This is a genomic window from Microlunatus sp. M237 (assembly GCF_056896895.1).
Map to the genome: position 1 here is coordinate 275,047 of NZ_JBXHBL010000004.1, position 23,596 is coordinate 298,642.

24 protein-coding genes are annotated in these 23,596 nt (G+C 68.7%); 8 read left to right on the plus strand and 16 right to left on the minus strand.

The annotated features are described in order from the left end of the window. Nucleotides 1–25: 25 nt before the first annotated feature. The 7 genes from AC1XX3_RS17130 to AC1XX3_RS17160 form a co-directional block, all read right to left on the minus strand. Nucleotides 26–547 (minus strand): GyrI-like domain-containing protein, encoded by a 522-nt coding sequence (locus AC1XX3_RS17130; RefSeq protein WP_483322384.1) that lies wholly within the window; start codon nt 545–547, stop codon nt 26–28. 133 nt (nt 548–680) lie between these two features. Beyond that, nucleotides 681–926 (minus strand): hypothetical protein, encoded by a 246-nt coding sequence (locus AC1XX3_RS17135; RefSeq protein ID WP_483322385.1) that lies wholly within the window; start codon nt 924–926, stop codon nt 681–683. Nucleotides 927–961: 35 nt separating this feature from the next. Continuing rightward, nucleotides 962–1,930: an epimerase gene (locus AC1XX3_RS17140; RefSeq protein ID WP_483322386.1), complete on the minus strand. Its 969-nt coding sequence runs from the start codon at nt 1,928–1,930 to the stop codon at nt 962–964. Between the two features lie 4 nt (nt 1,931–1,934). Next, nucleotides 1,935–2,687, minus strand: a complete 753-nt coding sequence (locus AC1XX3_RS17145; RefSeq protein ID WP_483322387.1) for a class I SAM-dependent methyltransferase — start codon at nt 2,685–2,687, stop codon at nt 1,935–1,937. Beyond that, nucleotides 2,684–3,682, minus strand: a complete 999-nt coding sequence (locus AC1XX3_RS17150; RefSeq protein WP_483322388.1) for a methylenetetrahydrofolate reductase C-terminal domain-containing protein — start codon at nt 3,680–3,682, stop codon at nt 2,684–2,686. The genes AC1XX3_RS17145 and AC1XX3_RS17150 overlap by 4 nt, the downstream gene beginning before the upstream one ends. Before the next feature lie 54 nt (nt 3,683–3,736). Further along, nucleotides 3,737–4,714, minus strand: a complete 978-nt coding sequence (gene murQ, locus AC1XX3_RS17155; RefSeq protein ID WP_483322389.1) for an N-acetylmuramic acid 6-phosphate etherase — start codon at nt 4,712–4,714, stop codon at nt 3,737–3,739. Further along, nucleotides 4,686–5,651, minus strand: coding sequence for an N-acetylglucosamine kinase (locus tag AC1XX3_RS17160; protein WP_483322390.1), 966 nt, complete (start codon nt 5,649–5,651; stop codon nt 4,686–4,688). The genes murQ and AC1XX3_RS17160 overlap by 29 nt, the downstream gene beginning before the upstream one ends. A gap of 107 nt (nt 5,652–5,758) precedes the next feature. On the opposite strand from AC1XX3_RS17160, the gene AC1XX3_RS17165 reads away from it, so the two are divergent. From AC1XX3_RS17165 to AC1XX3_RS17175, 3 genes are all read left to right on the plus strand, one after another. Beyond that, a complete protein-coding gene (locus tag AC1XX3_RS17165; RefSeq protein ID WP_483322391.1) occupies nt 5,759–6,940 on the plus strand; it encodes an exo-beta-N-acetylmuramidase NamZ family protein in 1,182 nt (393 codons plus the stop codon). Between the two features lie 152 nt (nt 6,941–7,092). Further along, a complete protein-coding gene (locus tag AC1XX3_RS17170) occupies nt 7,093–9,891 on the plus strand; it encodes an FAD-binding and (Fe-S)-binding domain-containing protein (protein WP_483322392.1) in 2,799 nt (932 codons plus the stop codon). A gap of 12 nt (nt 9,892–9,903) precedes the next feature. Beyond that, nucleotides 9,904–11,040, plus strand: a complete 1,137-nt coding sequence (locus AC1XX3_RS17175; RefSeq protein ID WP_483322393.1) for an aminotransferase class V-fold PLP-dependent enzyme — start codon at nt 9,904–9,906, stop codon at nt 11,038–11,040. 6 nt (nt 11,041–11,046) lie between these two features. On the opposite strand, the gene AC1XX3_RS17180 is transcribed toward AC1XX3_RS17175, so the two are convergent. Genes AC1XX3_RS17180 through AC1XX3_RS17190 form a run of 3 tightly spaced genes read right to left on the minus strand, consistent with a single transcriptional unit; the run spans nt 11,047 to nt 13,616 of the window. Next, a complete protein-coding gene (locus AC1XX3_RS17180; RefSeq protein WP_483322394.1) occupies nt 11,047–11,748 on the minus strand; it encodes an HAD family hydrolase in 702 nt (233 codons plus the stop codon). A gap of 47 nt (nt 11,749–11,795) precedes the next feature. Then, nucleotides 11,796–12,524: an MgtC/SapB family protein gene (locus AC1XX3_RS17185; protein ID WP_483322395.1), complete on the minus strand. Its 729-nt coding sequence runs from the start codon at nt 12,522–12,524 to the stop codon at nt 11,796–11,798. A gap of 54 nt (nt 12,525–12,578) precedes the next feature. Continuing rightward, nucleotides 12,579–13,616, minus strand: coding sequence for a zinc-dependent alcohol dehydrogenase family protein (locus AC1XX3_RS17190; protein ID WP_483322396.1), 1,038 nt, complete (start codon nt 13,614–13,616; stop codon nt 12,579–12,581). Nucleotides 13,617–14,027: 411 nt separating this feature from the next. On the opposite strand from AC1XX3_RS17190, the gene AC1XX3_RS17195 reads away from it, so the two are divergent. Then, nucleotides 14,028–14,756 (plus strand): glycerophosphodiester phosphodiesterase, encoded by a 729-nt coding sequence (locus AC1XX3_RS17195; protein ID WP_483322397.1) that lies wholly within the window; start codon nt 14,028–14,030, stop codon nt 14,754–14,756. A gap of 89 nt (nt 14,757–14,845) precedes the next feature. On the opposite strand, the gene AC1XX3_RS17200 is transcribed toward AC1XX3_RS17195, so the two are convergent. Continuing rightward, the gene (locus AC1XX3_RS17200; RefSeq protein ID WP_483322398.1) at nt 14,846–15,853 is read right to left on the minus strand and encodes an SDR family oxidoreductase; all 1,008 of its coding nucleotides are present in this window, start codon (nt 15,851–15,853) and stop codon (nt 14,846–14,848) included. Nucleotides 15,854–16,013: 160 nt separating this feature from the next. On the opposite strand from AC1XX3_RS17200, the gene AC1XX3_RS17205 reads away from it, so the two are divergent. Continuing rightward, nucleotides 16,014–16,607, plus strand: a complete 594-nt coding sequence (locus AC1XX3_RS17205) for a DoxX family protein (protein ID WP_483322399.1) — start codon at nt 16,014–16,016, stop codon at nt 16,605–16,607. A 31-nt stretch (nt 16,608–16,638) separates the two neighbouring features. Here AC1XX3_RS17205 and AC1XX3_RS17210 read toward each other — a convergent pair whose 3' ends face one another. Together AC1XX3_RS17210 and AC1XX3_RS17215 are read right to left on the minus strand one after the other, a co-directional pair. Beyond that, complete coding sequence (locus AC1XX3_RS17210; RefSeq protein WP_483322400.1) at nt 16,639–17,685, minus strand: phosphotransferase enzyme family protein; 1,047 nt, start codon at nt 17,683–17,685, stop codon at nt 16,639–16,641. A gap of 141 nt (nt 17,686–17,826) precedes the next feature. Next, the gene (locus tag AC1XX3_RS17215) at nt 17,827–18,111 is read right to left on the minus strand and encodes a hypothetical protein (RefSeq protein ID WP_483322401.1); all 285 of its coding nucleotides are present in this window, start codon (nt 18,109–18,111) and stop codon (nt 17,827–17,829) included. A gap of 446 nt (nt 18,112–18,557) precedes the next feature. Here AC1XX3_RS17215 and AC1XX3_RS17220 point away from each other — a divergent pair, with 446 nt between their 5' ends. The 3 genes from AC1XX3_RS17220 to AC1XX3_RS17230 all read left to right on the plus strand — a co-directional run bounded on the left by AC1XX3_RS17220 (nt 18,558) and on the right by AC1XX3_RS17230 (nt 21,457). Then, nucleotides 18,558–19,946, plus strand: a complete 1,389-nt coding sequence (locus tag AC1XX3_RS17220; protein ID WP_483322402.1) for a sensor histidine kinase — start codon at nt 18,558–18,560, stop codon at nt 19,944–19,946. Continuing rightward, the gene (locus AC1XX3_RS17225) at nt 19,943–20,584 is read left to right on the plus strand and encodes a response regulator (RefSeq protein WP_483322403.1); all 642 of its coding nucleotides are present in this window, start codon (nt 19,943–19,945) and stop codon (nt 20,582–20,584) included. The genes AC1XX3_RS17220 and AC1XX3_RS17225 overlap by 4 nt, the downstream gene beginning before the upstream one ends. Before the next feature lie 420 nt (nt 20,585–21,004). Continuing rightward, nucleotides 21,005–21,457, plus strand: coding sequence for a hypothetical protein (locus AC1XX3_RS17230; RefSeq protein WP_483322404.1), 453 nt, complete (start codon nt 21,005–21,007; stop codon nt 21,455–21,457). Nucleotides 21,458–21,560: 103 nt separating this feature from the next. On the opposite strand, the gene AC1XX3_RS17235 is transcribed toward AC1XX3_RS17230, so the two are convergent. The 3 genes from AC1XX3_RS17235 to AC1XX3_RS17245 are packed head-to-tail and all read right to left on the minus strand — an operon-like array spanning nt 21,561 to nt 23,547. Next, complete coding sequence (locus AC1XX3_RS17235) at nt 21,561–22,205, minus strand: DUF3618 domain-containing protein (protein WP_483322405.1); 645 nt, start codon at nt 22,203–22,205, stop codon at nt 21,561–21,563. Beyond that, nucleotides 22,202–22,657 (minus strand): phage holin family protein, encoded by a 456-nt coding sequence (locus AC1XX3_RS17240; protein WP_483322406.1) that lies wholly within the window; start codon nt 22,655–22,657, stop codon nt 22,202–22,204. The genes AC1XX3_RS17235 and AC1XX3_RS17240 overlap by 4 nt, the downstream gene beginning before the upstream one ends. Continuing rightward, nucleotides 22,654–23,547, minus strand: coding sequence for a hypothetical protein (locus AC1XX3_RS17245; RefSeq protein ID WP_483322407.1), 894 nt, complete (start codon nt 23,545–23,547; stop codon nt 22,654–22,656). Before AC1XX3_RS17245 ends, AC1XX3_RS17240 begins: the two co-directional genes overlap by 4 nt. Nucleotides 23,548–23,596 lie beyond the last annotated feature (49 nt).

Sequence of the window (23,596 nt, forward strand, 5' to 3'; positions counted from 1 at the left end):
CGCGTCGCTCCGAAGGTCGTCGGGGCTAGCGGGAGTCGTCGGCGAGGCGGAAGGCCAAGATCGTGACCCACCGGTTGAGGTCCGGTTCGTCCGCGGGGTCGGTCTCGTAGATCTCCAGTCGGCACCCCCACTCCTCCCCCTGCGGGGTGTCGGTGTAGTCGAAAGTCAGGCCCTGCTGCTCCGCCCATGCCAACAGATCTCCGGTCACCTGCAGCAGCGTGTCCGGATGACCGGTGTGCCGTAGCTCGACGTACCGGCCGGCCGGCAGTGTGCCGGTGATCACCTCGCCGTCGGCGACAGCCAGCTCAGCGGTCGGGCTGCCGACCTCCAGGACCAAGGCGGTCTCCATGTTGATCACCAGATAGCGCCAGAACGGCGCACCGCTCGGGCGTACGTCTCGAGCGGACAGCCAAGCCTCGACGGCATCGTTGAGCGGCGGCATGGCCTGGGCCAGGTCGGCCATGGCGACCTCGCGCCGGATGGCTGCGTACGGCTGCGCCGGTCGGTGGACGACCGTGGGTGTTTCGGTGGCGGACTGGGTCGACATGCGGGTTCTCCCTTCGCGACGGGCCCGAGCTGGGCACCTGCGAGAGAGACAGCTGCCCGGAGCAGAACTCATCGGGTGCAGACCACCGGATGCTTATAGCCTTGAACGGCGTCATCCAGGCGTCTCTCGGAGCTCAGAGGTGATGCACGAGATACTGGGCGGGCCGAAGCTCCAGCCGCGGTTCCGCCTCGCGCAGCACCTTGATCGCTTTCAGAGGCGACGCCGCCGGGTCCACGCCCGCGGCGCGGAGAACGTCGCCCGCCCACGCACGCGCCTGGGGTGGGGGACTGCCCGCATCGGTCCGGGTGCCGAAGATCTCGTCCAAGACACTGCGGGGATCGCGGCGGTCACCCAGCACTAATCGCATGATCTTGCCCATGCCCGTCAGCCTATCGGCGCCAATCCGGCGACAGCTCAGAGGAGGTCGCGAACCGCCGCATCCAGATCGTCCCAGCGAAACGCGAACCCGGCGGACGCGAGCTTGTCCGGCACCGCCCAGCGGCTCTTCAGCACCAGCTCCGACTCCTGCCGCAGCACGAACATCCCCGGCTCCAGCATCCACCGGTATGCCGGCAGCCCGACCGGTGCGTGCACGGCTGTGCGCAGGGCAGCCATCAGCCGGCGGTTGGTGGAGGTGCCGGGTGAGGCCAGGTTGACGGGGCCGACGAGGTCGTCGTGCCGGTCGAGGAACGTCACAGCCGCGACCAGGTCCTCAAGATGGATCCAGCTGAACTTCTGCTCCCCGCGAGTCCGGCCGTGACCGGCGCCGGCGGACGGGCTCGGATCCGGCCCGATGCCGCGGTAGCGGTCGTGCCGGAACCACCAGCCGTCGTGCTGCGGGCCACCCAAGCCGAACCGCGCGGCCCGAGCCAGCATGGTCAGTGCCGGACCGTTCCCGAGGACGATGGCCATTCGCAGCGCGACCCGCCGGGTGGTCGGCAGCTCGCCGTCGAAGAACACCCGCTCCCAGTTGCGGGCGACGTCGACCGAGAAGCCTTCGCCGAGCTCGCCGTCGGCTTCGGTCTGTGGCCGGTCCATCGCATGCCGATAGATGGTCGCGGTGCTGGCGTTCATCCATAGCCGCGGCGGATTGGCGGCGGCTCGGACGGCGGCGTGCAGCTCGGCGGTGGTGTCGATCCTCGATCGATAGATCTCATCGCGGTTGCGGTCGGTGTAGCGACAGCCAACGCTCTTGCCCGCCAAGTTGATCACCAGGTCGGCGCCGTCGACGAGTGCCTGGATACGGTCAGCCTCGCCCCAGCGGGCATCCGGGCCGGTCCGGCCGACGTACGCCAGCTGGTAGCCCCGCTCCGTCAGGTCGTCGGCGAGGCGACGGCCGAGGAAGCCGGAACCGCCGGCGAGGACAGCGCGAGGTCTGATCACCTGGTCAGTGTGCCGGAAGCGTGATGATCATGGTGCCGGCCAGCTCACCACCGGCCAGCAATCTGCCGATGGTCGCCGACTGTCGCTCCGCGGTCTGCCACGCCGGGTCATCCCCGTGCCGGCGCTCGAGCAATGCGTCCACGGCGTCGGCCCGGTCCTGCCAGAGCGGGGGCGGCTCGGTGTAGTCGGCGGTGGTGGCGCTGTCGACGATCCGCAGTCCGGCGTCATCGAGCATGGTCCGCAGCCCCGCCTCGGTGGGGAAGTTGTTGCCATCCGGGGAGTCCGACAGCTCCTGCTGGGCGACGTACACCAGCAGGCCCAGCCGTCCTTGCGGAGCCAGCACCCGGCGCAGCTCGGCCAGCAGCCGCGGCTGATCCGGCACCGTGCAGAGCACGCCGAGACTCCAGCCCACGTCAAAGGACCCGGTGGCGAAGGGCAGGTCGCTGGCCGCCTGGACCACGGGCAGGCCGAACAGCCGTCGCGCCGCGCGGCAGGCGCCCACCTCAGGTTCGCTCAGAATCGGGCGTACCCCGGTCTCGTCGTTGGCGAAGGCGGCCGGCCCACCCACCCCGGCTCCGCAGTCGAGCATCCGATCGGTACGGGTGATACCGAGCCGGTCGACGAACCACCGCAGCGCGGCCGGACTGCCGCTGCCCCGACACCCCGCGGGCAGGAAGTGCTCGGGGCCGAGCTCAACGGCGGCGTCGGCCGTCCAGGCCGCGACCGTGTCGAACTCCGCCTGCATCGCCTCGCTCATCGGCGCCACTCCTCCTGAATACGTCGTCCCGTCTCGGCCTGTACCCCCGCGGCGTACGCCGTACCCCGGGCGGAGGCCATCCCGGACAGGTTCACCCCGACCACCCCGTCGATAGCCAGCAGCGCCCGCGCCTCCGCGACCGCCGCCGCGATCCCCGCTTCCACCGCGTCGGGTGCCTGCAGCACCCGGTCGACGGTCACGGTATCGAGCTCCAGCCCCGGCAGGGCGGTGAGCACGGCGGCCGAGCGGACGTCGGTGTAGACCGCGACGGAGGCCACGACCGGGATGCTCAGCCCGGCGGCCTGCGCAGCCGCCATGAACGCCGCCACCTGAGCCGGGGTCCGGACATGGTTCAGCACAGCCGCTCCCGCGCCGGCGCGCTGCTTCTGCACCAGCCGGGCCGGCCGCAGGTGCAGCGGCGGCGCGGTCGGGGTCTCGGGAACTGCCACCGGCAGGCCAAGCGACGAGGCGAGGGACGCAAGCCGGGGCCCGTCGAGATCGAACACCTGGGTCACGTCGGGGCGGATGTCGAAGGCGCGTCCGTCGCCGGTCACGCACAGCACAGTGGCCAGCCCGTCGTGGTGCAGGCCTCGCAGCTCCTGCTCCAACACCACCCGGTTACGGTCGCGGCAGGCGAGCGTCACCCACGGTCGGACGTCCACCTCGGCCAGCAGCCGGGCCAGCATCGTCGGCGGGAAGTCGGCGCGGTCCTGATGGTCGCCGAGCAGTGCGGCGTCGCAGCTGCCGGCCAGGATCCGGGCGGTGGCCGTCAGGGTGGCGGCGTCGGCCGGGGGAGCGCTGAGATCGGTCAGCACCAGCGGCGCCTGGACGTCCACCGAGCGGTTCAAGGGAGCCGGGCCGGAGTCGGGCAGGGTGGGAAAGACACACGGAGCCGGGACCATCTCGCAGCCGCCGTCCGGGCGGACGCCGCCGCACGGCCCGAAGACCATCTTCTTCGGGCATCCCGCGACGGGCGGGTCCGCGTCCGGCTGCACGGTCCCAGCCTGACACGCCCCGTCGGCGAGAAAGGACCGCCCCGTCGGCCCGGCTCAGAGCCGCCCGCGGGGCTGCGAGTCGGCCAGGGCGGCACGGAGGTGACCGCCGTGCTGGGCCAGCAGCTCCCGGGCCGAATCCGGCTCGACGTCGGAGAGAAGCGTGAACAGCGCGACCTTCACCGAGCCATCGGCCGCCACCAAGGCCGATGACGCCTCCTCGGCCGACACTCCGGCCACCTGCATCACGATCCGCTCTGCGCGGGCGAGGAGCTTCTCGTTCGTCACCTGTACGTCGACCATGATGTTCCCGTACGTCTTGCCGAGCTTGATCATGCTCAAGGTCGACAGCATGTTGAGCACCAGCTTCTGCGCCGTGCCTGCCTTGAGCCGCGTCGACCCGGCGATGAACTCCGGCCCGACCACCACCTCCAGCTTGTGGTCGGCCAGGTCTGCGATCCTCGATCCGGCGTTGGACACCAGCGCCACGGTCAGCGCCTGCTGCGTGTTCGCGTAGTCCAAGGCGCCGGCGACGTAGGGCGTACGTCCCGAGGCCGAGACGCCGACGACCACATCCGCCTCGACCAGGCCCAAGGCTTCGAGGTCGTGCCGGCCCGCCTCCTCGTCATCCTCCGCCCCTTCGACTGCGTTGCGGATGGCCTTCTCGCCACCGGCCACGACCCCCCGCACCATCGACGGGTCGGTGCCGAAGGTGGGCGGGCACTCGCTGGCGTCGAGGACGCCGAGTCGTCCGGGCGTTCCTGCACCGACGTAGATCAGCCGGCCACCTCGGCCCAGCCGGGCGGCGATGTCGTCGACCGCATCGGCGATCCGATCGGCGATCTGGCGCACTGCGGCGGGGACCGTCGCGTCTGCGGTGTTCATCGCGAGCACGAGGTCGTGCGTGGGCAGCGAGTCCACCGCCGCTCCGGCCGGGTCCACCGCCTCGGTGGCAAGGCCGCCGAGCTGGGCGCGCAGATCAGCACGATCGGAGCTGGGGGAGATGTCAGCGTTGCGGTAGGACACGGATGGCATGCCTCTCATGGGGAAGGTCGGTACGCGACGCCAGGATGGCTGCGCCGGTGAGGGCGTCGGCGTGGGGAGGACGAACATTGAGGCCGGCCGAGGTGAGGGAGGCGGTCAGCGCCGTCGCGAACCCATGATGACCCATCAGGCCACCGGTGACGCAGACTGGCTCGGACGCGACGGCCACCGTGGTGGCGGTGCGGGTCAGCAGGGCCACTGCCTCGGTCATGATCGACCTCGCCACCCGGTCACCGGCCTCGGCCTCACGCAGGACGGTCGGGGCGAAGGCGGCGAGCGTACGCGACGGCTCGCCCTGGCCGTACACGAAGCTGGGCAGCCGGGGGAGGTGGCCGCCGACGAGCTCGGCCGCGGCGTCGTGGAGCGTCGTCGCCGCACCCCGCCCGTCGTAGGCCCGCAGTGCTGCTGTCAGCCCTTGCTGGCCGAGCCACCGTCCGCTGCCGTCGTCGCCGAGCCACATGCCCCAGCCGTCGGCACGGGACAGCCGACCCAGGGCGTCCAGGGAGAAGGCGACGGATCCGGTGCCGGCGACCAGAGTGGTTCCGGGACCGCCTTGCAGGGCTCCGATATGGCCGGTGAGCACATCCGAGATGACGACGGCAGGGGCGTCATGATCGCCGGCCAGTGCCTCCGCCAATGCCTGAGCGCGGGTCGGTTCCGCGTCGGCGCCCGCGGCGCCGACGCCGACCCCGATCACGCCGCCCAGGAGGTCCGTCGGTGCTCCGCGGAGCGCAGCACGGATCGCAGCCAGGGCGAGCTCCTCGCCATCGCCGGCGGCCAGACCAGGCGCGCCCGGGCTGCGGCCCAGGAACAGCACCTCCGTGGAGGTCATCAGCGCCACCCGGCAGGACGACTTGCCGAGGTCGACCGCCATGGTCACAGCGTTGTCCTGCCGCGGCCCTGGCTCGTACGCTCGTGCGTCGTTCAAGAAACGTACCTCTTCCTTCTCGGTGCGACACTAAGTTACATCCACAACTAGGATCGAAAAAAATATTGACATGGCGCGGGTCATCAACGAACAGGAGCGCGACCAGCATGGCGCAGCACGTAGTACCCGGGGTCTCGATTCTCGCCGAGAACCCAGACCTCATCGGGCCTGGTCGATTCGGCCTGCTGACCAACTTCACCGGGACGACGCCATCACTGCACCGTAACGTCGACGTCCTGCTGGAGTCCGGGCTCAATGTGCGGGCGCTGTTCGGGCCCGAGCACGGCATGCGCGGCAGCGTCCAGGCGGGGGAGACGGAGAACGAACGGTCCGATGCGAGCACCGGTCTCCCTCTGTATGAGACCTACCTGGCCTCGCCGCAGGAGTTGGACGAGCTCATCCTCAGCTCGCGGGTCGACACGCTGATCTTCGACATGCAAGACATCGGCGTGCGGTACTACACCTACATCTGGACGATGTACGACGCCATGCTCAGTGCGGCGCGGACGGGCCGGCGCTTCGTCGTACTCGACAGGCCCAACCCGCTGGGTGGGATGACCAGCAGTGGCCCGGGCCTTGATGAGAGCGTCGCCAGCTTCGTCGGTCGCGTCGACATTCCGCAACGGCACGGCCTCACCGTCGGGGAGCTCGCCAGACTGTTCAACCGGCAGTTCCTGCCGTCGATCGTGGGCCGCGAGGTCGAGCTCGAGGTGGTGCAGATGACGAACTGGACCCGGGACACCGACTTCGGCGAGACGGGTCTGCCCTGGGTGGCGCCGTCGCCGAACATGCCGACCGTCGACTCCGCTTTCGCGTTCAGCGGCACAGGTCTGTTTGAGGGAACCAACGTCAGTGAGGGACGGGGCACCACTAAGCCGTTCGAGCTGATCGGGGCACCGTTCGTCGACGAGCGGCTGCTGCGGTCCCTGCGTGACCTCGAGATCCCTGGTGCTCTGTTTCGGGAGGCGTGGTTCACCCCGACCTTCCACAAGTACGCCAACCAGATCATCCCGGGCGTTCAGCTGCACGTGAGCGACCGGGCGACGTTTGAGCCCGTGAGCTGCGCCGTGGCGATGATCAGCACCTTCGCCGGCCTGTATCCGGACGAGTTCAGCTTCTCCGCGCCCGGCGAACGGGTGGACGCCCCCGAACGGGGGTACGCCATCGACCGGCTGTGGGGATCGAGCAGCCTGCGCGACGCCGTGGCGGCCGGCGATGACCCGATGACCCTGGTCCCGGACCCGATCGCCCCCGCCGACCGCTATCCAGCAGGCGTCGTCCTCTACTGAGACCATCAAAGACCTGTCACATCTGCGCGAACAGATGCCTGGTGGGCGAGCAGCGGGCATCCGGCTTCTCCAGCGGAGGGCGCGGTCGATACGCTCTGGCCGGTCCGTAGCGGCCGTTTCTGACCTCGTTCGCTGAACCGAGAGGATGCGCCATGAACGCCAGGACGGCAGTCGAGACCGGCTGCCAGATCAGCACCAGGGCACTGGACCGGCTGGCCGGCGCTCATGACGCATCCCACTACCTCAAGGTGCCGCAGGGAATCGCCACCCCGGCGTCGGTCGACGAGGTGGTGCAGCTCTTCCGGCTGGGCCGAGACAGCGGGCGCCGGATCACCTTCCGTTCCGGTGGCACCAGCCTGAGCGGTCAGGGCCTCTCCGACGATCTGTTGGTGGACACCCGAAAGCACTTCCGTTCGATCGACGTCCTCGACGGTGGCTCCCGGGTGCGGGCGCAGCCGGGAGCGACGATCCGGCAGGTGAACGCCAGGCTCGCCAGGCACCGCCGCAAGCTCGGTCCGGACCCGGCCAGCGAGATCGCGGCCACGGTCGGCGGTGTCGTGGCCAACAACTCCAGCGGCATGTCCTGCGGCACCCGGCTGAACACCTACCAGACGCTGGACTCGATGGTCTTCGTGCTGCCCAGCGGAACCCGGATCGACACCGCGGCGACCGACGCCGACCAGCGCCTGCGCTCCATCGAACCTGCTCTCTACGAAGGCCTCGACCGGCTGCGGCGCCGAGTGGCGGACGACGCGGACTCCACTGAGCGGATCCGGCGCCTGTTCGCCATGAAGAACACCATGGGCTACGGCGTCAACGCGCTGCTCGACTTCGACCGACCGGTGGACATGCTGTCCCACTTGATGGTCGGCAGCGAGGGCACCCTGGGCTTCGTGGCCGAGGCGGTGTTCCGCACCACCCCCGTCCTACCCCAGGTGGCGACCGCGCTGGCGATCTTCCCCACCATGGCCGACGCCACCGGTGCGCTCCCCGCCCTGGTCGAGCTCGGGCTGGCGACGATCGAACTGCTTGACGCCACCTCGCTGCGGGTGGCACAGACCCAGCGGCAGATCACCGCGGAGGTGGCCGGGCTGCACGTGAGGGAGCATGCCGCCCTGTTGGTCGAGTTCCAGGCCGCGGATGCCGCCGAGCTCGCCGACTGCCTCGAGCGGGGAGCCCGCGTGCTGCGCGAGCTGCCGGTGGCGGCACCGGTGTCGTTCACCACCGACCCGCAGATCCGCGCGAACCTCTGGCACATCCGCAAAGGGCTCTACACCGCCGTCGCCGAGGCGCGACCGGCCGGCACGACTGCACTGCTGGAAGACATCGCCGTTCCGGTTCCCCGACTGCTCGACACCTGCACCGACCTCACCGCCCTCTTCGACGAGCACGGCTACGAGAGCAGTGTGATCTTCGGTCACGCCAAGGACGGCAACATCCACTTCCTCGTCAACGAGAGCTTCGACCAGCCGGCCAAGATCGAGCGCTACCAGCGCTTCACCGAGGACATGGTCACGCTCGTACTGGGCCACGGCGGCACCCTCAAGGCCGAGCACGGCACGGGGAGGATCATGGCGCCGTTCGTCCGTCGGCAGTACGGCGACGAGCTGTTCGCGGTGATGCGCGACATCAAGCAGCTGTGCGACCCGCAGGGGATGCTGAACCCGGGCGCTGTGCTGTCAGACGACCCGGACTCCTATCTCCGCGACCTGAAGATCTCTCCCATCGTGGAGGCGGAGGTGGATCGCTGCGTCGAGTGTGGCTACTGCGAGCCCACCTGCCCGTCCCGCGACATCACCATGACCCCCCGCCAGCGGATCGTCGCCCGCCGCGAGATGGCCAGAGCCGAGGAGGCCGGAGATGTCGCGCTGCTGGCGGAGCTGCGGGACCAGTACGAATACGACGGGGTCGAGACCTGCGCGGTGGACGGGATGTGCGCGGGGGCGTGCCCGGTCAACATCAACACCGGCGACCTGGTCCGCCGGCTACGACTCGAGGGATCGAATCCGGTCGAGCAGCGGCTCTGGGGGCAGGCGTCCAAGCACTGGAGTTCGGTGCTGACGCTGAGTGGGACCGCCCTCACCGTCGCCGACGCGATGCCGGCGCCGCTGGTCCGCGGGGTCACCACCGCGGGTCGGGCGGTGCTCGGCACCGACACCGTCCCGCAGTACGGCTCCGACCTGCCGCGGGGCGGACGCAAGCGGCGGCCGGTCCACGTCGCGAACCCGGTGGCGGTGTTCTTCCCTGCCTGCATCGGGTCGATGTTCGGTGCGGCGGCGGGCGGCACCGGCGTTACGGCGGCCTTCGTGGCCCTGTGCGAGCGGGCCGGCGTCGCGGTCTCGGTACCTGACGACATCGGCGGGTTGTGCTGCGGCACGCCGTGGAAGTCGAAGGGCTATCAGCAGGGCTATGACGACATGGCCAAGACCGTCCTGCCCGCGATCCTCGAAGCCACCGACGGGGGCCGATTGCCCATCGTGGTCGACGCCAGCAGCTGCACCGAGGGCCTCCAGACCATGCGTGAGCTGGCGCGTGGGTCCGGGCAGCTGACCAGCGACCTGCAGATCCTGGACGCCGTCACCTTCGTCCACGACCACGTCCTGAGCCGGCTGACCGTGACGTCGCGGCTCGGTTCGCTGGCCGTGCACCCGACGTGTTCGTCAACCGAGCTCGGTATCAACGCCCAGCTGGAGGCGGTGGCACACGCCATCGCCGACGACGTGCACATCCCCACCAGCTGGGGCTGCTGCGCCTTCGCCGGCGACCGCGGCCTGCTGCACCCGGAGCTGACCGCCTCGGCCACCCGCGAGGAGGCGGCCGAGCTGAGCGGCCGCTCGTTCGACGCGTACGCCTCGGTCAACCGGACCTGTGAGCTCGGCATGGCCCGCGCAACAGGTCAGGACTACCGCCACCTGCTGGAGCTGTTGGAGGAGGCGACCCGCCGTGTCTGACCGGATATCTCGGTGACTGCGGCGGACCTGCCGGCTCCGGTGGAGCCCGGGCCGGCCCCGGCGTCTGGCCACAGCGGCCGCATCCTCAATGCCGCGGCGACGTTGACCCGCCTCGGCGGATCGATTCTGGCGCCGGAGGCGGTGCACGCCATGACCGTGGCCGCACAGGCCTACGTCGACCTGCCGGCCGCGATGGACGCCGCCGGTGAGCGGTTGGCCCGGCTGACCGGCAATGAGGCTGCGTGTGTCACCGCGGGGGCGAGCGCCGCGATCACCCTGGTGATCGCCAGTCTGCTGACCGGCCCGGACCCGGCCGACCTCGAGGTGTTCCCGTCCCTCGCCGGGATGACCCGGACCGAGGTCGTGATGCTCCGCGGCCAGCGCAACCCCTACGACTATGCGGTCCGGCTCACCGGCGCTGGGATCGTCGAGGCGGAGCCGGACGCCGCCGCCTTCGCCGCCGCGCTGACGGAGCGGACCTGCGCGGTGCTGTGGTTCGCCGGTACGCAGCGGCCCGCCCCCGGCCTGGAGATCTCGGAGATCGTCGAGATCGCCCATCGCCGGGGGGTGCCCGTCGTCGTCGACGCCGCCGCGCAGATCCCGCCGGTGGCGACACTGTGGCACTACACCCGCGACCTCGGGGCCGACGCCGTCATCCTCAGCGGTGGCAAGGGCTTGCGCGGCCCCCAGACCACCGGCCTGCTGCTGGGCCGGTCCGCGGTCATCCGCGGGGCCAGGGCCCACGCCTCCCCGGCGCAGGGGATCGGTCGGTCGATGAAGGTCGGCAAGGAGGAGCTGGCCGGCTGCGTGGCCGCCGTGGAGGTGGCGCTGGCCGCCGACGAGCCGGCCCTGCTGGCCCGCTATGAGCAGATTGTGGCCGGCTGGGTCGCCGCCCTCGCCGACGTAGCCACCGTGGCGGTCCGGGCGGGATATCCCAGTGAGGCGGGTCAGCCGCACTCCCGGCTCCTGGTGGAGCTCAGCCCCGGCTCGGACGCGTACGCGCTGGAGCGCACACTCTGGGCGCACGATCCCCGGCTGGCCGTGCTGGTGCTCGACGACCGGACCGTCGCACTCAACCCGCAGCCGCTGCCTGACTCCGACATCGCCGAGGTGGCCGAGGTCCTCCGGTCGGTGCTCACCGCCGGCTAGCCTCGGCTATCCCTCGATCAGCCGACGGACGACGTCGGGGTCCAGCTCGGTCATCGAGGCGACGTGCACCCGGCGCGGCGCCGGCGGAATCCGTACCAGGTTCTCGATGGCGACGACGAGCGCCCCGGCGGCGTTGCCCGAGGCGGCACCGGGCCGCGAGTCCTCCAGCACCACGCAGTTGGGTGCCTCCACCCCGAGCAGTTCACAGGCCTTCTCGTACGGCTCCGGATGCGGTTTCCCGTGGACGACCTCGTCGCCCGCGACGGACGCGGCGAAGCTGTCGGGCGGCAGCTGCGACAAGGCGGCGTCCAGCATCACCCGATAGGACGCCGACACCAAGGCGCACGGGACTCCCGCCTCGCCGAGCGCGGCCAGCAGCTCCCGCGCCCCGGGACGCCACGGGATGGCGCTGGTCCGCAGCTGCGTCACGACCCGGCGCAGCAGCTCCTGGACGACCCATTCCGGATCCAGGTCTTGTCGGTCAAGAGCCTTCAGGATGTAGGTGGCGGAGTCGATCAGGGAGTTCCCGACCAGGTGCTCGGCGTGGTCGTCGCTCCAGCCTGCACCGAGGCTGTGCGCCAGCTCGTACTCGGCGGCCAGCCACAGGGGTTCGGTGTCGGCGAGGGTGCCATCGAAGTCCCACAGGACTGCGTCGAGGGTGGACGTGGCTGGCAAGGTGGACGTGGCTGGCAAGGTGGACTCAGTCATGGCGTGTCTTTCCGGGGTGGGACTGTCAGGTCGGGACGGCTCGAAGGTCAGAGGGTGTCGTCGTCGTCGTCGTCGTCATCGTCGCTCGGCTCGTCGTTGAGGCCCTTGACGGTGATGCGCTCGACTCCCGAGAGCTCCATCATCGGAGCGATGAGGTCTTTCACCGGGCGACGGCCGATGAAGCGGATGTCCATCCGCACCATGGCCACGTCATCCTCGCTGACCCGCCGGCTGCGCTGGATCGCCGACGCAAAGCCCATCGTCGCCGCGGCGTGCAGCACATCGCGCAGCACCCCTTGTCCGTCGCGATAGGTGATCTGCACGACCCGCTTGCGGTCGGCGTTGGGGATCTTGCGCACCAGCGGTGCGATGAGGAACAAGGTCACCAGGTGCAACGCAGTCAGCATGGCGGCGAGGGAGACCATGCCGGCGCCACAGGCCATGCCGACCGCGGCTGCCTCCCAGATGGTCGCGGCGGTCGTCAGACCGCGGACCACGTCGCGGCCCTTGAAGATCACCCCCGCACCGAGGAAGCCGATGCCGCTGACGACCTGGGCGGCGATCCGGGATGGATCCAGGTTCACGTCCTGACCGACGACCATGTCGAAGCCGTACGCCGAGACCAAGGTGAAGCCGCACGAACCCAGGCCGACGAGAACGTGGGTGCGATAGCCCGCGGCCTTCTGCCGGACCTGCCGCTCGAAACCGATCAGCGAGCAGAGCACGAAGGCGGCCAGCAGCAGCTTCAGCTCGAGGGCACTCGTGTCTGAGATCAAGCCCGAAAAGAATTCCATCACTCTCCCTGTTCGTGGTCGCCCGGGCGCCGAGGACTACCCGTTGGGCAGGACGGCCACCTTGCCGGCTGCGCCGACGTCGGCCAGCCGGTACGCCGCACCGGCCTCCTCCAGCGGAAAGGTGTCAGAGACGACGATGTCGGGGTGGAGACCCCAGACAGGCAGCCGCTCCACGAGCTCGCGCATCCGACCGACGCTGGTCACCCAGGAACCGTAGATGGTGATCTGCTTGTGGATCAGCGCAGCGCTCGCGTCGGACACCAGCAGGTCGTTGCCCTCACCGAGCAGGACCATCCGCCCTCGTGGACGTAGTACCCGGATGCCGGTGTTTCGACCGGCGGTGCTGCCCGAGCAGTCCACCGCGACGTGGGCGCCGCGGCCGAGCAGGTCGGCTGCCGCGTCCTCGTCGGCCGGGTCGATGGCGCGGTCCACCGCGCCGATCGTGACGGCGAACTCGCGCCGCTGTGGGCTGGGGTCGATGCCGAGCCGAGGCGTGGCGCCGAGTTTGCCGCCCAGCAGGCCTGCTGCCAGCCCGACGGGACCCAGGCCGACCACCGCGAGGCTGTCGCGGCCGCTGACGGAGGCCTTCACCAGCCCTTCGTACGCCGTACCGAACCCGCACGCCACGCAGGCGGCATCTTGGTAGGTCACGCTGTCGGGCAGCTGGATGCAGTCACGTTCCTCGGCCAGCAGCAGTTCGGCATGGCCACCGTCTCGCTGCCAGCCGTAGGCGGCGCGCTGTGGGGAGGTGCAGCTGATCTGCGACCCGACGACGCAGTCGTCGCACTGGCCGCAGCCGCTGATGTGATAGACGGCGACCCGGTCACCGACCTGAAGGCGGGTGACGCCGCTGCCGAGCGCGACCACCTCGCCGGCGGGCTCATGGCCGGCCACCACGCCCTGATAGGCCTCAGCGGGATCGCCACCGAGATGCTGACGATAGATCGCCCGCAGGTCGGAGCCGCAGATGGTCGAGGCGCGGACTGCGAGGACGACCTGTCCCGGACCGGCGACCGGGTCGGGGAGGTCAGTGATCTGCACTGTGCTGTTGCCGGGCAACGTGACGCCGCGCATGAGGCTCCTTGATTGATGGCGAGATCGAGCTGAGTCGTGATGATGAGGAGCAAAGCAAAGCAGCCGATGGACACGTGTTGACATCGACGCCTTGACTTATGGCAAGAGGCCACCCTACGTTCGATCTGTCATCAAACGGAAGCCGATTGGGTCCGTGCGGAAGGCTCGCGCCGACCCTGCTCAACAACGTGCAGGAGACGGGCAACTGTATTCCCCTCCGACCGCAGTGGATGAGACGTCCCCGGCGCCGTTCCACACCGTCACGTCTGCCGACGTCGATACCAAGATCGCTTTCGGCGACTTCACCAGCGAACGAGCAGGAATTTTCCGGCGGGCTTCGGTCCGGGCTGGATGTCGTCTAGTGGTCGTTGTCGTCGACCCAGCCAACCCCTCGTACAAAGGCGCGCATCAGTGAAGATCAAAGGAATCGCCCATCGCGGCTATTCAGCCAAGTATCCCGAGAACACTCTCACCGCCGTGGCGGCGGCTCTTGATCTGGGCTTCAGCCATGTCGAGATCGACGTCCAGCTCACCAGCGACGGTGTTCCGGTTCTCATCCACGACTACACAGTCGCCAGGCTGACGGGGCAGCCGGGGGCGGTCGGGGATTTCACGCTGGCAGAGCTGCAGTCCTTCCCGGTGGGGGAGGACGAGCGGATCCCGACGCTGGAGGAGGCTCTACGTCTCATCCATGGCAGGGCTTCGGTGATGGTGGAGCTGAAGCAGGCAGGGCATCTCTATCCGGGACTGGAGGAGAAGGCGCTGCAACTCCTGCGAGCGACCGACACGTTCGACCACTCGATCGTGATCAGCTTCGACCACTTCAGCATCGAGCGGCTGCGCCGGCTGGACGACGAGGTGACGCTGGGTCTCACCAGCAGTTGTGCGATGCCGTACGTCTTCGACTTCATGCATGAGATGCGCTGTGAGCTGTTGGGGGTTCCGGTGCGCATGATGACTCCCGAGTACGACCAGATGATCACCGAGCAGGGCTTCACGGTCGGTCCGTGGGTCGTCGACTCCATCGCTGACATGGAGCACATGGCGGCGAACTATCCGCACGCGTTGATCACGACGAACGAAGTCGAGCGCTGGGCGGACTTCTTCGTAGATCATCCTGAGCTCCATTCCGCGTGCTGAGGACGCACCGCTGACGGCGCCGGAGTTTCAAGATCGTTCCCACCGCGGTCCACAGAACTGGCGAGGAGGCACCGGCCGTGCCGCCGCGCTCAGGCAGCCCGACGACGGAGCAGTCGGCGTCCGAGCGTCGGCACCGTGAGCAGTCCGGCGGTCATCGCGCCCGCGCGGACCATCGGGTGCAGCTGCCACCAGGTGTAGACACTGCGTCGGGATGGAAAGTCGCCGTCGGTGCGGTTGTCCTCCAACCGCGGCGCGTCGACGTTGCCCACCTGACCTTGCGGGGTCGGCTCCTCAGCGGTCTCGGACCGGATCGCCAGCTTTGCCATGATCAGGTCCATCTGATGCGGTGACAAGAACTGGGTCAGCACCATCTGCTTCGCGGCGCCGCCGGCGAAGAGATCTCGGACCGGGTGCTCAGCGGCGTACACGACGCAGTCGGCCACGACCGACGGGGAGTAGATCGGCGGCGGCCCCTTCGGCTTGTGACCCATCCGGCTCCGTGAGTTGGTGAACAGAGGTGTGTTGATGGTGCCCGGCTTGATGCTGGTCACCGACACCTTCGCCTTGTCCGCAATCAGATCTCGGCGGAGCGCGTCCATCGCTCCTTCGACGGCGTGCTTGGAGGCGCTGTAGGCCGCGTGGAGGGGCAACGACACGACACTCTCCACCGATGAGATGGCGATCAGCGCGCCGCCGCTTTCCCGCAGGTGAGGCAGAGCGGCAAGGGCTCCGTAGACCTGGCCGAGGTAGTTGACCTCCATCAGCCGGCGGAACTCCTCGGGCGTGGTGTCCTCGAACGTGGCGAACAAGGACACGGCCGCAGCGTTGACCCAGGTGTCGATTCGGCCATAAGTGGCCACAGCGTGCTGGGCCACCGCGGTGACCTGTCCGACGTCGGCGACGTCGCAGACGACGTACGTCGCTGACCCGCCGGCTGCGGTGATCTCGGTGACCAGGCTGAGCAGTCCTGGCTCGCTTCGGGCCGCGGCGACGACCTTGGCTCCGCGTCCAGCGAGTTCCAGCGCCGACGCTCGCCCGATCCCGCTCGAGGCGCCGAGCACGACAGCGACTTGTTGGTTCAGCGGCTTGAGCTTCATCAGAACCTCCGGGTTGACGTCATGCTCACCTGTACCCGAGGGCGGCTGAGGCCAACCCGGCCGCGGTCTCGGACGGGCGAGGTGGAGGCGGGTGGATACTGGCAACAGGCCCCCCGGGCCGAGATGCGCGAATCCGGACTTCGAAGCGAAAGAGGACGCCATGAGCGACAAGTGGACTGATGCAGGACTGCTGGCTCTCCGGGTGGGTGTGGGCGGTGCCCTCGCGGCCCACGGGTCACAGAAGCTGTTCGGTTGGTTCGGTGGCTACGGACCGTCCGGTACGGGGCAGTGGATGGATTCCCTCGGGTTCGCCGGCTCAGGCAAGCGGAACGCCGTCCTGGCCGGGTTGGGTGAGTTCGGTGGCGGTGTGCTCCTGGCTCTTGGGCTCGCCACTGGCCCGGCGGGGGCCGCGGTGGCCGGCACCATGAGTGTGGCTGGATCCACCCACGTACCGAACGGCTTCTTCAACACCAGCGGCGGCTATGAGCTTCCCGCAACCTTCGGCCTGGTCGGTACGGCGCTGGCCCTGGCGGGACCGGGTCGCTACTCCCTCGACCACGCCCTCGGACATCGGCTGAACCGCAAATGGATGGGGTTTAGTGCCCTGGCAGCAACTCTCGGCTCAGCCGCCTATCTGATCAGCACCCGCGAGCAGCCGCCAGCCGCTCCGGAGGAGGTCGACGCCGCGGAATCGGCCACGGACACCGAGGCGGTTGCCGGATCGGACGGACCAGGCACCGACGCCCAGGCGTGACGGCTGCGATGGCACTGCCGGCCGGCTGATTTCAGTAGTCCCCGAGGGCGTCTCGCAGGCCCTCCGGGTTCCGGTCGATCTCGTGCAGCATGCGTAGTGCAGCTTCGTGACGCGCGTAGGCGTAGGTCTTGAGCCCGTCACTGACAGCTTCGGATCTTTTCAGCGGCTCAGCCAGCGGATAGACGGAGAAGATCGTGTACGCACAACCGAGCGCGATCGTTGACGTCAGGTCGTGGGTCGTCAACCCCGGGTTCTCCGAGCGGTAGGCGCTGAGCAGCCGAACGAGCCCGGTCACCCATTCGTCGTTCAGCATGACGGTGCGAGGGTCGCACGCGATGCGGGCGATCTCCCACGCGACGAAGGACGAGCTCGGCGGCTGGAAGTCCACCAGTGCGGCGACCTCGTCGCCACGCAGCAAGACATTGGGAGCCGCCAGGTCGCCGTGCAGGATCTGAGCGGTGAGTGGGGGCAGGCCACGCACAATCGACTCCACCGTGGTCAAGAGACTGCGGCGCTGCTGAGCCGCTTCCAGAGCCCAGCTCTCGAACGCGGTCAACGAGGGCCGTTGCCGATACTGCGTGATCAACCAGTCGTAGTGGTGCCGAGCGTGCTCGATCTGACAGAGCCGTGTCGCCGGTTCCCGTGTGGGGGGTGCCGCTGGGTGCTCGGCGAGGCAGCGGTGGAGTCGGCCGAGGACGGTCCCGACCGACGTCCAGCGGTCTCCGGTCAGGCCGCCTTCGGCAGTCTCGGCCTCGCCCACGTAGTCCCACAGCGACATGGCCCTGGCGCCGTCGCTGGTGCTCAGCAGCTGGCCGCTGGTGGTGCGCCGGACCGGCGGCACCGGCACACCGGCGTCGCGGACGAAGTTCGCGAGCTCGATCGCCGCGAGCTCATCCGGCAACGTGCGGTGATCGCGATAGACCTTTGCGAACCATCGTGGGCCGAACTGATCGGAGACCACATAGTTGTCAGTGGCGGTCCCTGCCGCGATCTGAGCGATCGCGGTCGGCTTCACGCCGTAGGCGTCGCTGAGTAGTTCGCCGAGCCACGCATCCGCGCGCTCATCTTTCTCCGCCATGCCGCCATTTTTGCACCCAGCCTGCGTCTCGAGCGGCAGCGCAAGCGAGGGCCAGGTGACGTTGTCACCTGGCCCTCGCTGGTGCCTGCACTATTGCTCTTAGCGGCTAGCGCGGCGCGTGGTCATCGGCTTGCGCCGAGATCAGGCGTCGTAGGCCTCGCGGCTGCCGGACTTGGCCAGTCCGCGGGCCAGCATGTAGCCGATGGTGAGGTAGACGACGTAGCGGATGGCGGTGGTGGCGCCGAACGGGTCGCCATCGGTGCCGTTGCTGTCGTAGAGGTTCGCGGTCACGACGACGGCCACGACTGCGAGGACATAGGCGATGAGCTCGCTCGTCTTGGTGGAGTTCTTCGTCTCGGTGGTCAGCCGGCGGGTGTGGTCGACGCCCAGGTCGAGATCGGTGTGTGCTGCGTTGGCGGTGGTCATCAGTTCTCCTTGTGCTGGGCCGCGATAGTTTGTCGCGACGGTGGCGGAGCCGGTTCCCGACTTCTTCGCCTGACGCCTTTCCAATGGTTTTTTGCTTTGGCGTCGATATCTACGTTGTCAGACGGAACTGGTTGTGTCGATTCGACATTGGAGCCACGCCGAGTTCCTTGGACGCTCTGGTGAGGAATGCGAACCATTTCTGCCGATATCGCCCCGACGGTCCTAAGACCAGGATTTGGGCGTTGTTATCATTTGACTCTGACTTCTACGCCCGGGACAGTTCGTACTGGGCGATGTGCGATTTGCTCGCCGACCCCAGCTGGTTCTTAGACGGACCCAACAGTCCTACGACTAATGGTTCGGCGAAATCTGACCGGCGCGGGCGCCAGGCCCGTACTACCCTCGTTCAAAGGTTCACCTCGTGGACCCCGCGGTCTATGGAGGACATGGTGTTCAACTCGGAACGATCGCAGGACGCACGCGGCAACCGACGCAGGCCGTGGTGGCGTAGTGGCATCGAACGTCTGGTGATCTTGTACATGATGGCGGCGCTGGGAGCCTTCGTGCTGTGCGGGGCGGGCCTTGCCCTCGCTGAGCGACACGCCGCCCTGAAGGAGGCCGTCCGCGACGCCGAGACGACGGCCACGTTGCTGGCCACCCGGGTCGTGCAGCCCGCGTTACCTGACACCGCGGCAGAGCGCTTGGACGCTGACCAGAGCTTCAATCGGGTCGTCGTCGAGCGGGTGCTGCGCGCCCCACTGACTCGTGTTCGCCTCGTCGACGAGACAGGGCTAGTCGTCTATGCGACCGATGCGGGGGTGGTCGGGCAACGAGAGGCGTTGACGGCGGATGAGCTGACCGCGCTCCGCGCCGGCGCTGTCACCGCTCGCGGCGACGATGGCTCGAATCCCACGAACCTGCTCCGTGCCCGCACCGACCGGTCGCTCGAGGTGAGCGTGGGGTTGCGGGCTCCCTCAGGCCAGCCGCTCCTGCTGCAGACGAGCCAACCGTTCGAGGCTGTGTGGATGACCAGTCGAACCGTGTGGCTGAGCCTGTTGCCCAGCCTGATCTTGGCCCTGGTCCTGCTCTATCTGGTCAAGATTGGTCTCACCTACCGGCTCACCAGAGGTCTGCATGCGGTACAGGAAGAACGTGAGCAGCTGCTGGTCACCGCTCTTGCCGCCGCTGACCGGGAACGTTCACTGATCGCCTCCGACCTCCACGACGGCGTCGTTCAAGGTCTCACCGGTGCCAGCTATACCTTGACCGACACCGCGAACCGCACCCGGGCAGCCGGGCAGCCAGAGCTCGCGGACACCCTCGCCGGGACCGCCCGGAGCCTGCGGCAGTGGATCCGGGAGTTGCGGAGCCTGATCGTCACCGTGACTCCGCCGGCCCTGCACAGCGAGGGCTTGCACGCCACGTTGACCGACCTGGTCGCCACGTTGGAGGCGCGGGGGATCGAGGTCGATCTTGACGTCCGGGTGAGCGACGACCTGAGCGAGACCAGCGAGTCGTTGATCTATCGCGTCGCTCAGGAGGCGATCCGCAACGTCGTACGGCACGCCAACGCGTCGAAGGTGCAGGTGGGCGTGACGGAGGACGACGGCTGGCTCGAACTGCAGATCATCGACGACGGGCAGGGATTCGATCCTGCGGTTTCGACTCGGCGGCAGGGCAGCGTCGGCCTTCCGTTGCTGGCCGCCCTGGTGCAGGAGCGGGGCGGGCACCTGCGGGTGGCATCGGCCACCGGCCTCGGCACCACGGTCACCCTGCGCCTGCCCCTGTCCACAGCGCGCCGGGCGAACGCCGTGACCAGCGCGGCGACACAGTGATCCGGGTCCTGATCGTGGACGACCATCCCCTGGTCCGCCAGGGCCTGGCCGGGGTGCTTGCGGATGCCGCGGACATCCAGGTCGTCGACGCGGTGGCCGATGGGGGCCTCGCGGCCGACGCCGCAGTCGCCGGGGAGGTCGACATTGTGCTGATGGACCTGTCGATGCCTGGCATGGACGGCATCCAAGCCACGCGTGAGGTGTTGACCCGACGCCCCGAGGTCCGCGTGGTGGTGCTCACCTCCTTCGCGGAGCACGCGCGCGTGCGGGCGGCCCTGGACGCGGGCGCGGTCGGCTATCTGCTCAAGGACACCGAACCCGATGACCTCGTCCAGGCGGTCCGCGAAGCCGCTGCGGGACACGCCCCGATCTCACCCCGGGCGGCACTGGCCCTGTTGCCGCCGCGCGGCATCGACAAACCCTCACCGGGGGCGAACCTGAGCCCGAGAGAACGCGAGGTGCTCGCGCTCGTGGCCGTCGGGCTGCCGAACAAGAGCGTCGCCCGACGGCTGCAGATCAGCGAGAAGACCGTCAAAGCTCACCTGACCCGGATCTTCGCCGCGCTGGACGTCTACGACAGGACGTCCGCCGCCCTCTGGGCGCAGCGCAACGGCCTCCTGGACGAGCGGAACCCCTGACCCACGCGGCTGTTCTGCACTGGCGCGAGGCGTGCTGAGTGGTGCAGTGACGGTGACAAAACAATATCCGCTTCGCCGGGCGTTGCAGGCGCACCTTGCCCCGGATAAGCCCTGAATGCGGCGGTGACAGGTAGAGCTTGATTCTCAAGACGCAATGTCAATCGGCTGCGGTTCGTGCAGTCGATCGCATGCTCAAACTCTCAGGTCGCACCCATCGCAATACCGCTCGTTGCTGTGGAGATGGCTCATTGCGAGTGCATCCGCGGTCGAATTGATCGCCAGATTGTCGAGGCTGCTCTGGCAATGCCTTCACGGCGAACATTGAGCAGCGCATTCTGACACCTCGTCATCCCACGGGTGGACCCGCACTTCATGCTGTGGGTGCAGGTGGACGACGCCGCGATGCGGCAGAGTCCTGGTATGACCCCAGACAACGAGACGGCACTTCTTTCGGCATTGCCGCCGGGCACCCCTCGACGGACTTCGGCGTTCCTCGGCTGGCTCGCGGTGCCCATCCTCGGCGCCTGCGGCACCGCCGGTGTGTTGATCTATGCCAGCGGGGGCACCAGCACGAGCGCCGGCGACCTCGTGGTCACCGTGCTCTTCGGGCTTTGGTGCATCGCGCCGTACCTCGGTCTGGCCGGGCTGCTGCTGCTCAGCCGCCGCTGGTCACGATGGAGCAGGGTGACGGCGGTGCTGGCCAGCCTCTGCTGCGTGGGCATCTCCGCGTACACGATCTACTTCGACTTCCTGCTCAGCGAGAGCTCGACCAGTGCGCTGTTGTTCGTGTCGCTGCCGGTGCTGCAGTGGCTCGGCATCGTCTGCGTGACCCTCGTCGCGTGGGCGCTCAGGTCTTCCGACCGGAGACGGTGACGGGCGACGGTGACGATGGAGATCGGCGCGGACGCAGAACCGCCCCCGGTCACCCGCGCGAAGGCGGGTGAGCGGGGGCGGTCTTCATGCTGGACCGCGAGCCTCAGCTCTGGCGGGAGTCCTGCACGTTCTGCTTGGACTCCTGGGCCTGGCCCTTGACGTCCTGAGCGGCCGACTGGCCCTCTTCCTTGACGGTTGCTGCGGCGTCGGTGGCGGTCTCCTTGACCGACTCCGCAGCCTCACGAGCCGGCTCCTGCAGGTTGCTGACCGCGTCCTTGGCGATGTCGGTCACCTGCTGCTGCAGCGGCTGAACCTTGTCCTTGACCGTCGCCGCAGCGTTCTGCTCCTTCTGCGACGCCGGGAACAGCGAGGACACCAGCAGGCCGGCACCGAAGGCCACGAGGCCCGCGGCGAGCGGGTTGCCCTCGGCCTTCGACTTGGCCTGACCCGGTACGCCGGACACTGCGCCACCGACCGAGGATGCGCTGTCGCCGACCGAGTGACCGGCGGAGGAGACGGACTCGCCGACGGCAGAGACCTTGTCCTTCACGGCATCGGTGGCGTCAGCGGCGGTGCCCATGATCTTGTCGCGCACGCCGCCGACCTTGTCCTTGACGTCGTCTGCCTTGCGGCGGGCGATGTTCTTGGGGTTGGCCTGGTCGGTCAGTGCGTCGACGTCGTTGCTCAGGTTGGCCCGCGTACGCTCGATCTCGGCGCGGATCTCGTCGGGGTTGCTCGTGCTGGTCATCGGTTTCTCTCCTCATGCCCTTTGAGTGCGTTGGGAATCTTGCCGGCGGTCTCGGTCGTGCGGGGAAGGCTCTGCACGCGCTGCATCTCCTTCTTGCCGACGGTGGCCAGAACGGCGGCGATGATCGCCCAGATGACGGCGACGATGAGTGCCGACCATCCACGACCGATCTCGTTGCCGATCGCCCACCAGAGGGAGATCGACAAGAACAGCAGGACCAAGAACCCGGCCACCGCGGCGCCGGCGAACATGCCGATGCCCTTGCCTGCCTGGGTTGCTGACTGCTTGGCCTCAGCCTTGGCCAGCGCCACCTCCTGCTGCATCAGCGTGGAGATGTCGCGGGTCACGTTGCCCAGAAGGTCGCCGATGGAGCGACGCTCCTCGCCGGTGTCCGTGCCTGGTGCGACGTGGGCACCGGACACGGACTGGTCCGGGGTGTAGAAGTCGCTCATCGAGGACCGCCGCCCTGGCCGGGCAGCGGTGCCGGCGGCACCGGGGTCACGGGAGCCTCAAAGCTTCCAGCGGGCGGCGCTGCTTCTGGCATCGTCTCGTCGAACACCGACCGGGTCCCCACGGACTCGCCGTAGGACTGCGCGGGCGCCTCGTAGGTCGGCTGGTAGGACGACTGCGACGTGAGCGCCGCGGGCTCCGGGGTGGCGGAGACCTCAGCCTCAGCTGCATGCTGTGCGGCGGCACCACGCGTGAGCCGGCCGGCCAGCACGCCGGCGACGGCGGCACCGATCAGGAAGGTGCCCGGACGACGACGGGCGAAGGACTTCAGCTCAGCGAGCACGTCCTTCGGCTCGCGGTTCTCGAGCCAGTGGGCGATCTCGCCGGTACGGTGTGCGGCCTGAGCCATCAGGTCGGTCATCGGACCGGACTCGTCGGTGGACGAAGCCATGGCGCCGAACTCCTTGGCGAAGCCGTGGATGGTGCCGGCGAGACGCTGCTGCTGCTGCGACGCTTGCGTGCCGAACTCGCCCAGGGTCTGCTGCACGAGGTTCTTGGCCTGCGCGCCCGCCTCAGCGGCAACCTGGCCGACCTGCTCCTTGGCCACGCCCGCGACCTGCTGACCGGCCTCGGTGGCGGTTTCCTTGACGGCACCGGCTTCCTGGGTCGCGGTCTCCTTGGTGGACGAGCCACCTTGGTCGCCGCCGGAGTAGCCCTGGCCGCTGGTGTAGGACTCGGCGCCGGTGTAAGCCTGGTCGTCCGAGAAGCCCTGGTTGGGGAGACCCGTGGTGCCGGTCGTCGGATCGGTGTGGGAGCCGGCGGTGGCGTCGTCCCAGCTGCCCGGTCCGACTCCGGAGGTCTCCTGGTGACGAGGCTGTGTGGGATCTGTCATCTGTCTCTCCGCTCTCTTGGTGTCCGTGCAGTGTCACTGCACTACACGT

Excerpts from the sequence above, each read along its gene's own strand:
- AC1XX3_RS17130 (WP_483322384.1), bottom strand. The coding sequence starts at position 547 with ATGTCGACCCAGTCCGCCACCGAAACACCCACGGTCGTCCACCGACCG.
- AC1XX3_RS17135 (WP_483322385.1), bottom strand. The coding sequence starts at position 926 with ATGGGCAAGATCATGCGATTAGTGCTGGGTGACCGCCGCGATCCCCGC.
- AC1XX3_RS17145 (WP_483322387.1), bottom strand. The coding sequence starts at position 2,687 with ATGAGCGAGGCGATGCAGGCGGAGTTCGACACGGTCGCGGCCTGGACG.
- murQ (WP_483322389.1), bottom strand. The coding sequence starts at position 4,714 with ATGCCATCCGTGTCCTACCGCAACGCTGACATCTCCCCCAGCTCCGAT.
- AC1XX3_RS17165 (WP_483322391.1), top strand. The coding sequence starts at position 5,759 with ATGGCGCAGCACGTAGTACCCGGGGTCTCGATTCTCGCCGAGAACCCA.
- AC1XX3_RS17170 (WP_483322392.1), top strand. The coding sequence starts at position 7,093 with ATGAACGCCAGGACGGCAGTCGAGACCGGCTGCCAGATCAGCACCAGG.
- AC1XX3_RS17180 (WP_483322394.1), bottom strand. The coding sequence starts at position 11,748 with ATGACTGAGTCCACCTTGCCAGCCACGTCCACCTTGCCAGCCACGTCC.
- AC1XX3_RS17190 (WP_483322396.1), bottom strand. The coding sequence starts at position 13,616 with ATGCGCGGCGTCACGTTGCCCGGCAACAGCACAGTGCAGATCACTGAC.
- AC1XX3_RS17200 (WP_483322398.1), bottom strand. The coding sequence starts at position 15,853 with ATGAAGCTCAAGCCGCTGAACCAACAAGTCGCTGTCGTGCTCGGCGCC.
- AC1XX3_RS17205 (WP_483322399.1), top strand. The coding sequence starts at position 16,014 with ATGAGCGACAAGTGGACTGATGCAGGACTGCTGGCTCTCCGGGTGGGT.
- AC1XX3_RS17210 (WP_483322400.1), bottom strand. The coding sequence starts at position 17,685 with ATGGCGGAGAAAGATGAGCGCGCGGATGCGTGGCTCGGCGAACTACTC.
- AC1XX3_RS17215 (WP_483322401.1), bottom strand. The coding sequence starts at position 18,111 with ATGACCACCGCCAACGCAGCACACACCGATCTCGACCTGGGCGTCGAC.
- AC1XX3_RS17220 (WP_483322402.1), top strand. The coding sequence starts at position 18,558 with ATGGTGTTCAACTCGGAACGATCGCAGGACGCACGCGGCAACCGACGC.
- AC1XX3_RS17230 (WP_483322404.1), top strand. The coding sequence starts at position 21,005 with ATGACCCCAGACAACGAGACGGCACTTCTTTCGGCATTGCCGCCGGGC.
- AC1XX3_RS17235 (WP_483322405.1), bottom strand. The coding sequence starts at position 22,205 with ATGACCAGCACGAGCAACCCCGACGAGATCCGCGCCGAGATCGAGCGT.
- AC1XX3_RS17240 (WP_483322406.1), bottom strand. The coding sequence starts at position 22,657 with ATGAGCGACTTCTACACCCCGGACCAGTCCGTGTCCGGTGCCCACGTC.
- AC1XX3_RS17245 (WP_483322407.1), bottom strand. The coding sequence starts at position 23,547 with ATGACAGATCCCACACAGCCTCGTCACCAGGAGACCTCCGGAGTCGGA.